Below are 11,314 nucleotides of genomic sequence, written 5' to 3' on the forward strand. Positions count from 1 at the left end.
GCGCTGATGGCGGTCGAGCCAGGCGCGCACCTTGGGATGCTTGTGGGCGGCATAGTTGTCGAGGATGACGTGGATCGCCTTGTCGGCCGGCACTTGGGCGTTGATGGCGTTGAGAAAACGGATGAACTCCTGATGCCTGTGACGCTGCATGTTCCTGCCGATGACGGTGCCGTCGAGCACGTTGAGGGCGGCAAACAACGTGGTCGTGCCATGCCGCTTGTAGTCGTGGGTCATGGTGCCGAGCCGGCCCTTCTTCAGGGGCAGGCCGGGCTGGGTGCGGTCGAGCGCCTGGATCTGGCTCTTCTCGTCGACCGACAGCACGATGGCATGGGCCGGCGGGTCGACGTAGAGGCCGACAACGTCTTTGAGCTTGGCGACGAACTGCGGGTCGTTGGAGAGCTTGAAGGCCCGCCAGCGGTGGGGCTGGAGACCGTGCGCCTTCCAGATGCGGCGCACCGCGCTGGCGCTGACGCCCACCTCGGCCGCCATCATGTCGGCAGTCCAGTGCGTCGTCTCGCCCGGCGGGTCGGCAAGCGAAAGCGCCACCACCTGCTCGCCGATCTCCGGCCCGAGCGGCGCAATGCGCGAGGGGCGCGTCTTGTCGCGCAAGAGACCCTCGAAGCCTTCCGTGGCGAAGCGCTCCTGCCAGCGCCACACGCAGGTCTTCGACTTGCCGGTCTGTCGCATGATCTCGACGGTGCCGACGCCATCGGCACTCAGCAGGATGATCTCGGCGCGCCAGACGTGCTTCTGCGGCGCATTGCGATCACTGATGAGGGCTCTCAGGCGTTGGCGATCGGTCGGCGAAACGGTGAAGGCTATTCCTGTGCGCATGCGCCACACTCGCATACGCACTCGCCAAAGGGAATCCCATACGGACTCTTATGTTAGGCGGATACCACTAGCTTCAGCGCCGACGGCTGCGGAGAAATCCGGTATAGTCGATCGTCACCATGGTAGGTGCGCCTCGCAGTACTTTTGCAAGAGTGGAGGTCAGCGGCGCGACACTTTTGATTAAACGCGTTGCCGCGCCTGTCTTTTCGCCGTCAGCCATTATGGTCTCCTGCTCAAGCCACTCAGCAGGCCCCGCTGCCGTTCGACGAGGATCTCAAAATCCATACCAGTTGGGTCGAGAACATTGCCGGTCAGATTAGCCGGTACTTTTCAATTCATTAGTCGAGACCGAAACATCAAGGGACATAAAAAATAATCTCTGTCGCGGATTCGACAAACGGGACAGAGTTGTACGCAATCGATTTACATTTCAATTGCCAAAGGCCGACGGCATATTCCCGCAGAGGTTGAGGTACCTGCGTGAGCTTGCTGCCGGGGACATGCCTTGGCGAAGGTGGAGAATGGTCTGTTCAGAAGTAGCTCAGTTGAATATCCAACAAACGCCAGTGGCCTTGCTGTTTCGCGGAGAAGGAGGCTAGGCGGAGCCGTTAGTCCCGGCGCCCGCCGGGTTGCACCCCGCCGTTGCATTTCTGCCACTGAGGAGCAGACAGTCGGGTTGAGGTCCTTCCGTGGTCAAGTTGTGGACCAGACAGCAGAACGCTGAGACGGTGAGCAGATGAATGCGGCGTCGGCAGCCCACAAGAGGAGACGCATCCGAGCGTTGAGAGGGGATGGATGGTTGCCGGCCAAGCGGTAACACGCAATAGCAAGCGACGGTGGGGAAGAATTCCGACATGGTCCATTTATTGCAATTGATAGCATTGTGAAAGCAGCCTTGGCCATTCTGTAACTTGAACTAATCGTCGGATCCCCGCTTTCCGCGACTACAAAATTGCCGCACCTTCACGCGCTGGCATGCTCGGATTCTCATAGAGGCTAAAACAGCAATGGACACGGAAGCAGTCGGGCTCGCAATAGCTTTTTTCTTCATTGCACTGGCGTATGCAGCAGTCGGACAAGCTGGCGCATCAGGCTACATTGCCGCCATGGCGCTTTCTGGCTATTCGCCGTTGGCCATTAAGCCGACAGCTCTTGCTTTGAACCTGATGGTCTCAGCGATCGGCACGGCCCAATTCCTGAAGGTGGGGCAGGTGTCCTGGCGTAACGTGTATCCTTTCGCAATTCTGGGCTTTCCGGCTTCGGCTCTCGGTGGCTCAGTGCACCTTCCCGAGAGAATCTATCACCCGGTTCTCGGGCTGATCCTGGTAGTTTCCGCCATTCAAATGGCGCGATCCGCGCTTCGCAAGAGCGCCTTGGTCATAACCATTCCGAAAACGCCGCCACTTCACGCTGCATTGATCACGGGAGCTGTTATCGGTTTCGTCTCGGGCACGACCGGGAGCGGAGGCGGCGTATTCCTCGCACCAGTGATCCTTTCCAAGAATTGGGGAACAGCACATCAGACTGCTGCAACCACGGCCGTTTATAATTTAATGAACTCAACCGCTGCCTTGATTGGAGCGTGCGCTTCCTGGAATGCACTTCCAAACTTTCTCTCGTGGTGGTTGATTGCGGTAGCGGCAGGTGGATCGATAGGCGCTTTAATCGGGAGCCGATATCTTTCCGCTTCCTCGCTTCGCGTCATTCTTTCCGTGCTTCTGATGGTATCAGGCCTCAAGCTGCTTTGGTGATGGAGTGCCCATTTGCTTGCACGGAAAACCTTTGCCCAGCATCACGCAGGAGCACGCGCGAAGGCGCACCATTCTCATCCGCGGCTAAGACCGAGAGGGCCAATTGTCGCTGAATGTAATCTCCGATGACCGAACTCCTCACCAGCACGGTACCTGGAACGTGGCTGCAACGCTTGTGGCGCGCTTCCGCCGGAGGTCGAGAATTCAGCACATCATGACGCCGACAGCCACTCTGTCGTGTACGATGCCCGATATGACAAGCGTCCCGAAAACCACCTTGCCGCCGTCGTCAAGCTGGTCGGCACGAATCTGAATGGCGCGATCTCTAAAGAACATCGCAAATTCGAGAGCGGTCGCCGCTCATAAGATAAGGCTCGGCGTCACGGGTCATCGGACAGCTCTCTGCCATACGGCAGGCTGTCGGCGCCATATCCAAAGTGCGGATAATCGTGATGCAAAATATTTATTTTACTGGCCTTAGCAATGCTGCAAAAACGACCACGCTTGATTTGCATCGATATTAGAACAGTTCCAGAGTGCTGGCGTTGAAACCGCTTTGCGGCTCAAAGAAAGGATTACCCGTGGAAAGCATCATCGGTTCGGCATGTACAAGAATCCGATTGTCCATAAGGTGGTGGACAGGTTTGGGCAGATGTAGCCGTCCTGTACGTTACACTTGACCTAATCATTGCGTGAATGAGTTTTGCCGGCAGTTGGGGCAACCAGGGCCCCCGTTTATGCGGCGCCCATCTAGAAGGCTGCGGGGAGCAGTCGCGCTTTCTGCCCGGCAGGGCTCGGCATGTGACTATTTCGGAGTTTCTACATTGCCTTCAAATATGAGCTTAACGGCGGATCTCATTGCAGATTTGCTCAGCGCGGCAAACGAGGTCGACAAACTCAACCCCTATGAAGTAAGCGGCCTCCTAGACCGCTCGATTGACACCATCCGCGATGTGCGCGAACAGACTGGTGTCGCAAGTTCATATATGCAGGGCGTTGTGGTTTGTCTTCGAATATCCTCAGAGCGCGTTGGCCACCTCTCTGAGGAGGATGTCAGGCGGTCCCTCGTCACTGCCGCGGAAGTCCTGAGTGCATTGGTGTCAAACCGTGTCGATTGAGCTGTTCGCGCCGCCGGAGTCCGGATCACTCCAGCTATCATCGATCCCGCAAACCGATGCGGCGAATTCGGCTGCAATCTCGACAGGTTTTGCCGAAGATCGCTTCAGTCGACGCTGCTTATTGGAACCGGCGTATCCGATTCGCGACGATGTCGAATACACGACATAGGCGTGTCGAGAGGCAGCTTCTTGTTTGGAAACGATTTCTCGTTGGCATGATACATGCAGGCTAACCCGCAAATGCCCGAGTTGATGACTTGTGAGGAGGATGCAGGACTAACCCGCAAGAGTGCAGTTCGGGGTGCGTCAGCCTTCCCCGGGCAACGAGGATCCGAACAGCAAGGGGGCGGCAAATAGGAAAGCAACGGCCGCGAGGGCATTTAACAGTGGGTGCTGTGCGAGGATCAGTCCCTTGCAATGGCTAGCCGCCGATAACGTTGTAGAAAAATAGACAAGGAGTGCTCAATGGTCTTCACTGGAAAATGTGATCTGCGGAGTCCGCTGCTCGGACGACGCCTGCGCTTAGGATTCATCGGCGGCGGAAAGGGGGGGCTTGTTGGACGATGGCATTTCGCTGGGGCCCGGCTGTCGAACCACTGGGAAATTGTTGCGGGAGCTCTTTCTTCGGACCCGGAAAACGCGCACGCTTCGGCTGCAGAGTGGATGATAGCGCCGGACCGGTCGTACAGCGACTGGAACGCTATGGCAACAGCAGAAGCCGCAAGGGACGATGGTATAGAGGCAGTCTCGATCGTGACGCCAAACTGGACACACCATCGGATCGCGACGGCATTTCTGAAGGCCGGCATTGATGTAATACTAGACAAGCCCATGACCACAACAGTTTCCGACGCCCGAGAACTCGTGGAGTTACAAAGAGCGACGGATCGCCTGGTCATCATGACTTACCCGTATGCACATCACGCGATGGTTCGCCAAGCTAAGCACATGATCCGAAATGGGGCCGTCGGCACGGTCCGGCAGGCCCATGTGGAGTATGTTCAGGAGTGGGCGACAGCGCCCTTCCCGTCCGACGCGAAGGGGGCAATGTGGCGGCAAGATCCCGAGAAGGTGGGCCGCGCGTCGGCCACCGGAGATATCGGCACGCACGCTTATCATCTCCTGCACACAATGACCGGACAGGACATTGCCAGGCTCAGGGCTGAGTTTCACACCTGTGGCGCTGTGAAGGCGATGGAAGACACCGCCTACGTCACTTTCCGTCTCGAGAATGGTGCACCTGGGATCCTTTGGGTAACGCAAGCTGCTCCTGGCCAATATTGCGGTCTTCGAATTCGCGTGTGGGGCGACAGAGGCGGGCTTGAGTGGGATCAGGAAAAACCTGAAGTGCTGCGCTATGTGCCTTTAGGGGAGCAGGAGCAGATTTTTGTGCGAGGCCACGGTAGTGGAATAGTACCCGAAGCAGAACGCCTGATACATCTACCGCGGGGACATGGCGAAGCTTTAGTGGATGCATGGGCAAATCTCTATGCCGAGGCTGGCGTGGCGGTAGCCGCACGCCGCGCAGGGTATGCTCTCCCGAAAGATAGCGTTGAGCTTTCCGGGGCTGAGGACGGGCTCAAAGGTATGTTGTTCATCGATGCTTGTGCCGACAGCCACGAATCTGGCGGATCTTGGGTTTCGATAAGCGGTGAATCCATTCCCAACTTTTGCTGAGCTGAGCGGCCAAAGTTCGGGCGCCCGCTGTTTGGCTGAAGCGTCTTTGAGCGCTGCGAGGCTTTCGCCCGATCCACGATGTTTTCGGCTCCGATTGTCCGGAAGGCGCGCCAGATAAGGGCACTATGTCTCCATAGACCTCTTCGCTGTTTCGCCGGGGAAACGGGATCGGGCGAGCGGATCCTGCTCCTGCGCCGGTGATTGGCAACCTCGGCTGTGTTTAGAGTGGGATGATTTTAGATCCGTTCATATCCGCTCTTTGAATAGTTCTGGCATTCTTTAGGTGAAACGGTTTGGAGGATGGTTGCGAGCGCGTCATGGATGGCGTTGCGGCTTCTGGCCTGCGCCTCGCGTAGCCGGTGCTTGATCTTGGCGAAGAGCTTTTCGATCGGATTGAGATCGGGGGAGTATTGCGGCAGGAAGAACAGCCGCGCGCCGGCCTTGCGGATGGCGGTGCGGATCGCCCCGGCCTTGGGCGAGCCGAGAGTAAGCGCGATTTTCCCCGCACATTGACGCCGGCCATTTCGACGGATCGTCTTGGCGTTGGGAACGGCATCTGGTCAGGCGGTGGCAGTCTGTGCGAAGTTGAAGGGTAGCAGGTCGTCGATATCGGCGTCGACAGCGCGTTGGGGCAGTTCGGTTAGGGCGTGGCGCAACCACGTTAACGGTTCGACGCCGCAGGCGCGGCAGGTCAGCATGAGGCTGTAGATGACGGCGCTGGCCTTGGCTCCATCGGTGGTATCGCTAAACAGCCAACTCTTTCTGCCGGTCGCAAAAACTCTGATGTCGCGCTCCAGGAGGTTGTTGTCGATCGGCATCCTGCCATCGTCCGTGTAGCGCGTCAGATAATCCCACTGGTTCAGAGTGTAGGACACGGCATCGCCCAGCTTGGTGTCCGGCAAGACCTTCGGCGCGATTTCATCGAGCCATACCTTGAGAGCGGTGAGGACGGGTATGCTGTGTTGCTGTCGGAATCGGCGAACGCTGTCGGCCTTCGTCTCGCCGGTATCAGGCTTCTTGCTTCTTGTCTCGCGCTTGCCTTTCAATCCGATAGAGTTGTTCGAAGAACCGGAGAGCCTGCTCGGGTGGACCGCCACCTTTCTTTCTGGCCTTGAGGGCATCGACGAAGCGCCGCCTCGAATGGGCCATGCATCCGATATGGATCGCGCCATTCAGCGTGCGCCAGGCGGTGTAGCCATCGCTCATCAAGGTGCCGCGGTAATCGCCGAGGAAGGTCTGGGGGTGAACCTGGCCGCGGCCCGGCTGATAATCGAGAAGCACGATCGGCTCGTCACTGTCGTCGCCGCTCCGATAGGCCCACATATAGGGGTCAGAACAAGAACTGTTCCCCCAGACACGCGGCCTTTATCAACCAAAGACAGCGACTGCTGATTTGACGATGATCCCACCATCCGGACTTCTGCGCATTTGACGGCCGGTAGCAGCGCGAAAGACTTGCAGCAATTGCAGCGCCGGCGGCACCCGTGACCACAGGGTTTTCATGCGTTCCCTGCCATTTCGGCTTTTCCGCACTGCCTGGCCCGTAACAATGCGCTGTGACCAGCGGAAGCCGATCTCGTGGAAATACAAGTCGGCATGCTGCGGGCTGATATGATGAAAGACGCCGGCAATTGTGCGGCGGACGCGGGAATTGAAACCTTCGACCGAATTGACATGGACGGCGTCGCGAACGTATTCGCGGCTGGAATGCTTCACGGTGTCATGCCTGGCATAGTTCTCGCCAAGGGCTATGAACGCTGTCGCCTCATCGCTCATCAAGCAGGCATGGGGTTCGATCTGCGTTTCGACGGCGCGCGCCGCTGCACGTAGCGAAAGACCAGTCACCACCGCAGCCCGCGCGTCACCGGCCGGAGTGCCGGGTGTGACGTCATCTGGTCGCTGCACCATCACCATGACCGGTGTCTTCTGGGTATTCGGCAGACCTTTTCGGCCTCGTCCAGGCGGCGGATCGTCCGGATTTATTCTCGGTCGCCCACCAAGATGAAAATGGTCGATCTCCACCGTGCCATCGAGCATGTGCTCGCGCGCCGCCATGAGACGCAGCGCGTGTCCCATCCGCCAGGCCGTGGGTTGGCTCACCCCCAGAGCCTCGGCCAAGCGCACCGAGGACAAACCTTTATCCGACTGCAGCATCAGCCACATGCCCTTCAGCCAGACACGCAAAGGAAGCTTTGTGGAATGCAGAGGCGTGTGGGTCGTCACCGTGAACTGGAACCGGCAATCGCCGCTGGAGCATTGATAGAGACCCGGACGCGCACGCCGCTTGCCGGTATCGCGCCCGGCTATCGCGATCGAACGTTTGTAACCACAGGCAGGGCAAACTCTCCCAGCCGGCCACACCATGCTTTCCAGCAACCTCCGACACTGCTCCTCATCGCGAAAGGCCACGATCATATCTTCCGCGGTCCGAATGTTGGTAAGCGCTGCAAGCATCGTTTCCGACATTCTCATCTCCCTCGGATCATGCCCGAAGAATCGCATGGTAACCCTTGGATAGCAAGCCTATTGCTGTCTTTGGTTGATAAAGGCCGCGTGTGACTAGGAACAGTTCTTGTTCTGACCCCATATACGATGTGCTGGTGGCCTCTTTGTCCTTTTCTTTCAGGACCTGAACGGTCGTCTCGTCGCCATGGATGAGGGGTTGCAACCTGAGCCTCAGTTTCAGCGCGTGATAGATGCGATGCAGATGCTTCTCGCTCGAACCGATCACCCAGTGACCGAGAGCACCACGGCTGACAGGAACACCGGCCCGTTCGAAGGTCTGCGCCACTCGGTAGAGCGGTGTGCCGTCGACGTATTTGTGAACGAGTGCGAAGGCCAGCGTCGAGGCCGTGGCAATGCTGCCCGGCAGGGGCTGCGTTGGCATCGGTGCGATCACGACAGGCGTGTTGATCCCGGTGCGGTCGCAAAGGCGGCAAGCATACTTGAACCGCACATTCTGCAAGACCTTTGCCTTGACCTCGATATGAAGCTGCTCGGTAACGGCCTCACCCATGCGATGCATCTGGTGACGGCAGCAAGGACAAGCCTTCTGATCGTCGGCAAGGTCATACTCGACGCGCTCGCGCGGCAGGTTCTGCGGAAGTGGTCTGCGGCCACGCTTCTGACCCGTGATGCTTTCGACAGGTGGCAGACCTGTGTCCGGAATGTCGATGAGCTCGCTCTCGTGGCTGTCCGCTCCATCCTCGTCCGCACCCTCTTCGGCTTCGTTGAAGATGCGATCAACGTGCTTTTCGCTGCGCGGCGCAAAGCGATGGAGCCGCGCAAGCGCCAGCTCTTCTTCCAACTTGACGACCCGCTGCGAGAGCGCTTCCTTCTCGGTTTTAAGCGCGGCGATTTCGGCAGCATTTGCCGCCAACTGCGCCATCAGCTCTGCAACATCAGGTTCGCCGGTTCGAGTCATCGTAGTTTTGAATCTGAACCGCCACCCCGCGTCAACCGCAGAGTTCGCCGCCTCAGCCCGCGACCTGGTATTGCCGCACCGGGTGGCGGACCATCGCATCGATATCGATGCCGTCGAGTATCCAATGCAGCTGCTCGGTTGAAAGCGTGACCACCGGCACCTCACGGCGGGGCCATCGGAACTTGTCCTCTGTCAACCGCTTCAGGATCAGCACAAAGCCCGATCGGTCGAAGAACAAGAGCTTCATCCGGTCACGACGGCGATTGCAGAAGGCAAAAACCGCTGGAGCAAACGGATCGAGCGCCATCGTCTCCTGGACCAGAACCGCAAGGCGGTTGATGCCAGCCCGAAAGTCGATCGGTTCGCGATGCAGGTAGACCTTGATATCAGCGCTCAGTCTGAACATGACCCAACGCTCCGATGATTGCCGTCAATGCATCCACGTCACCGCATTCCAGCGTTAGCTTCACGCCGTTCGGCAGTGACGCGCTCACCTTCGCTGGAGAGGACAGCGGGCCGATCCTCTCTGCCTTCGGCGGCAGCTCTTCACCATCCGTGGCAGGCATCTCCAACGCGAACTCGCTGCTCGCCGCGGTGATCTGAACCGGAAGAAACGCCGATGTCGAAGACGGCGGGAATGGAGGGGCCTGGGTGTGTTTCCTTATCCATTTCCAAACGAGGTTCGCGTTGACCCCGTGTTCGAGCGCAAGTTTCGATACTGATGCGCCAGGTTCAAGGCAGGCCGCAATAAGACGGTCTTTCGATGCCCGATCGAACCGGCGTCGTCCATTCCGACCAACGAGCCGCACGACAAGTTTTTGACCTTCTTCCATCATTTGGTGTCCACCTCTTTTAGGTGGACACCTCATGCCAAAGCTCACTCAATCACAGAAGGTGCGGGGAAATTCGCGCTTACAGCCGAGATTGTCCATCACGAGGATGTCGCCGGGCTTCAGCTCCGGCGCCAGCATTTTTCGACATAGACAAGGTGCGTTGATCGGCCCGTCGATGACCCATGGCGCGCTGACGCGATCGACACGCAGGGTGGCAATGAACGTCATGGGGTTCCACTGCGCGGCGCCCAGCCTCGCAGCGGTGCCATGTTCGTCTTCGTCCAGGTCTCGTCGATGAAGACGAGGCGGGCCGGATCGATGCGATGGCGATGCTTCAGCCAGCGGCTGCGTCGGGCGGCGACATCGGGGCGGTCGCGCTCGCTGGCGACCAACGTCTTTTTTTATAACTCAGCCCTTCCTCATGCACGAAGATCCAGACGGAGCGGTAGTCGACCTGCAGGCCCCGCTCCGCCAATTCCGCGACCAGCCCGCGCCAGGTGAACGCCTGCGCACGGCAGCGCTCGATCAGCCAGACCCGATGCTCACCGGCGATCGCCCGCGGCTTGTGCCCGCCCATCTGGCCGGGGGCGGCGCTGCCCGTCTCACGCCAGCGCCGTACCCAATCGATCGCCGTGCTGATGCCGATCCCGAAGCGCTTTGCCGCCGCCCGGCAGGACAGCGCATCGCGCGTAACTGCACCACAACACGGTCCCTAAGGTCATCCGAAAAAGGTTTCGCCATCCTGGCCGGCCTGAATGGTGAATCTGATTTGCTCACAAAGGATCCTATGGGGAGTGGATAGCAACCTGCACCATGACAGAGTGGATTCGCTAAAATCTCTGGAGGCCAATCATGCATCTTTCGACTGCCGATAGACCCGAGGCACCTGCCGCTATCCGCATGGATATTGGCGCGATCTTCGTCTCGTTGGAACTGAGTAGATCGACCTGGCTGGTCACGTCGCTTTCACCTGGCAGCGAGAAGATGTCGCGCCACACCGTCGCCGGCGGCGATAGCCCCGGACTACTCGCCTGTCGCGCCGATCTGCGCCAGAAGGCGCAGGCGCGCATAGGCAGGTTTTATCCCTTGGTGGTGATCCAGGAAGCGGGGCTGGACGGATTCTGGATCGACCGGGTGCTGAACCGGGAAGACTGGATCGAAAGTCACATTGTCGATGCCGCCTCGGTTGCGGTGGCCCGCCGCCACCGACGCGCCAAGACCGATCGGCTCGATGGCGAGGTACTGGTCCGCGCCCTGATGGCCTGGAAGCGGGGAGAACCGCGTGTTTGTTCGATGGTCAGGGTGCCGACGCCGGAGGACGAGGATCGTCGCCGGATTGGCCGGGAGCGCAAGGCGCTGGTCGCCGAACGGGTTGTCCATGTCAACCGCATCAAAGGCCTCCTCGTCAGCCAGGGCATCCGGGACTACGAGCCGTTGCGCCGTGATCGGCGTGATCGCCTGGACGAACTTCGCACCGGCGATGGCCGTGCTACCTGCATGAAGGCCCAGATCGGAGCGGCGACCGGATGTGAGGTTGATCCGGCTCGGTGATCGGGCCGGGATACGTGATCGGGCTCAGACTTGGATACCGAACGGCAAAGGCGGAACATTCACTTGACCACAAAATCCCCACGTAAGGGAATCCCAATGCCGATTCCGCCTAAATCATCCCGCTCT

The 11,314-nt window shown here is 59.0% G+C and carries 8 protein-coding genes and 5 pseudogenes; 3 read left to right on the forward strand and 10 right to left on the reverse strand.

Annotation, left to right across the window (positions count from 1 at the left end; genetic code table 11):
* Both USDA257_RS32535 and USDA257_RS37315 read right to left on the reverse strand, forming a co-directional pair.
* Positions 1 to 834 (reverse strand): IS630 family transposase (locus tag USDA257_RS32535; protein WP_080589668.1); only part of this gene is annotated, 834 nt, incomplete at its 3' end.
* A gap of 73 nt (positions 835 to 907) precedes the next feature.
* On the reverse strand, positions 908 to 1,054 hold the full coding sequence (locus USDA257_RS37315; protein WP_014858052.1) for a hypothetical protein: 147 nt from the start codon (positions 1,052 to 1,054) through the stop codon (positions 908 to 910).
* Positions 1,055 to 1,841: 787 nt separating this feature from the next.
* Here USDA257_RS37315 and USDA257_RS32540 point away from each other — a divergent pair.
* The gene (locus tag USDA257_RS32540; protein ID WP_014858053.1) at positions 1,842 to 2,585 is read left to right on the forward strand and encodes a sulfite exporter TauE/SafE family protein; all 744 of its coding nucleotides are present in this window, start codon (positions 1,842 to 1,844) and stop codon (positions 2,583 to 2,585) included.
* 204 nt (positions 2,586 to 2,789) lie between these two features.
* Here USDA257_RS32540 and USDA257_RS38480 read toward each other — a convergent pair whose 3' ends face one another.
* Complete coding sequence (locus USDA257_RS38480; RefSeq protein WP_269845049.1) at positions 2,790 to 2,921, reverse strand: hypothetical protein; 132 nt, start codon at positions 2,919 to 2,921, stop codon at positions 2,790 to 2,792.
* A gap of 1,247 nt (positions 2,922 to 4,168) precedes the next feature.
* On the opposite strand from USDA257_RS38480, the gene USDA257_RS32555 reads away from it, so the two are divergent.
* Entirely contained in the window at positions 4,169 to 5,380 is a 1,212-nt protein-coding gene (locus USDA257_RS32555; protein ID WP_014858057.1) for a Gfo/Idh/MocA family protein, read from the forward strand.
* Positions 5,381 to 5,616: 236 nt separating this feature from the next.
* On the opposite strand, the pseudogene USDA257_RS35210 reads toward USDA257_RS32555, so the two are convergent.
* The 7 genes and pseudogenes from USDA257_RS35210 to USDA257_RS35220 all read right to left on the reverse strand — a co-directional run.
* Positions 5,617 to 5,886, reverse strand: a pseudogene (locus tag USDA257_RS35210) (transposase); the annotation flags it as partial.
* A 54-nt stretch (positions 5,887 to 5,940) separates the two neighbouring features.
* Positions 5,941 to 6,715 (reverse strand): annotated as a pseudogene (gene tnpC / locus USDA257_RS32565) (IS66 family transposase); the annotation flags it as partial.
* Positions 6,716 to 6,748: 33 nt separating this feature from the next.
* Entirely contained in the window at positions 6,749 to 7,846 is a 1,098-nt protein-coding gene (locus USDA257_RS32570; protein WP_014328441.1) for an IS1595 family transposase, read from the reverse strand.
* A gap of 118 nt (positions 7,847 to 7,964) precedes the next feature.
* Positions 7,965 to 8,804: pseudogene (locus USDA257_RS32575) on the reverse strand (transposase); the annotation flags it as partial.
* Positions 8,805 to 8,856: 52 nt separating this feature from the next.
* Entirely contained in the window at positions 8,857 to 9,210 is a 354-nt protein-coding gene (gene tnpB, locus USDA257_RS32580) for an IS66 family insertion sequence element accessory protein TnpB (protein ID WP_015633495.1), read from the reverse strand.
* Positions 9,191 to 9,640, reverse strand: a complete 450-nt coding sequence (gene tnpA / locus USDA257_RS35215; RefSeq protein WP_014858061.1) for an IS66-like element accessory protein TnpA — start codon at positions 9,638 to 9,640, stop codon at positions 9,191 to 9,193. Before tnpA ends, tnpB begins: the two co-directional genes overlap by 20 nt.
* 81 nt (positions 9,641 to 9,721) lie before the next feature.
* A pseudogene (locus tag USDA257_RS35220) lies at positions 9,722 to 10,378 on the reverse strand (IS630 family transposase); the annotation flags it as partial.
* Between the two features lie 111 nt (positions 10,379 to 10,489).
* Here USDA257_RS35220 and USDA257_RS32600 point away from each other — a divergent pair.
* Positions 10,490 to 11,125 (forward strand): annotated as a pseudogene (locus USDA257_RS32600) (IS110 family transposase); the annotation flags it as partial.
* Between the last annotated feature and the right edge of the window lie 189 nt (positions 11,126 to 11,314).

The sequence above is a fragment of the Sinorhizobium fredii USDA 257 genome (assembly GCF_000265205.3).
In the GTDB taxonomy this organism is placed as follows: Bacteria; Pseudomonadota; Alphaproteobacteria; order Rhizobiales; family Rhizobiaceae; genus Sinorhizobium; species Sinorhizobium fredii_B.

Excerpts from the sequence above, each read along its gene's own strand:
- USDA257_RS37315 (WP_014858052.1), bottom strand. The coding sequence starts at position 1,054 with ATGGCTGACGGCGAAAAGACAGGCGCGGCAACGCGTTTAATCAAAAGT.
- USDA257_RS32540 (WP_014858053.1), top strand. The coding sequence starts at position 1,842 with ATGGACACGGAAGCAGTCGGGCTCGCAATAGCTTTTTTCTTCATTGCA.
- USDA257_RS38480 (WP_269845049.1), bottom strand. The coding sequence starts at position 2,921 with ATGTTCTTTAGAGATCGCGCCATTCAGATTCGTGCCGACCAGCTTGAC.
- USDA257_RS32555 (WP_014858057.1), top strand. The coding sequence starts at position 4,169 with ATGGTCTTCACTGGAAAATGTGATCTGCGGAGTCCGCTGCTCGGACGA.
- USDA257_RS32570 (WP_014328441.1), bottom strand. The coding sequence starts at position 7,846 with ATGTCGGAAACGATGCTTGCAGCGCTTACCAACATTCGGACCGCGGAA.
- tnpB (WP_015633495.1), bottom strand. The coding sequence starts at position 9,210 with ATGTTCAGACTGAGCGCTGATATCAAGGTCTACCTGCATCGCGAACCG.
- tnpA (WP_014858061.1), bottom strand. The coding sequence starts at position 9,640 with ATGATGGAAGAAGGTCAAAAACTTGTCGTGCGGCTCGTTGGTCGGAAT.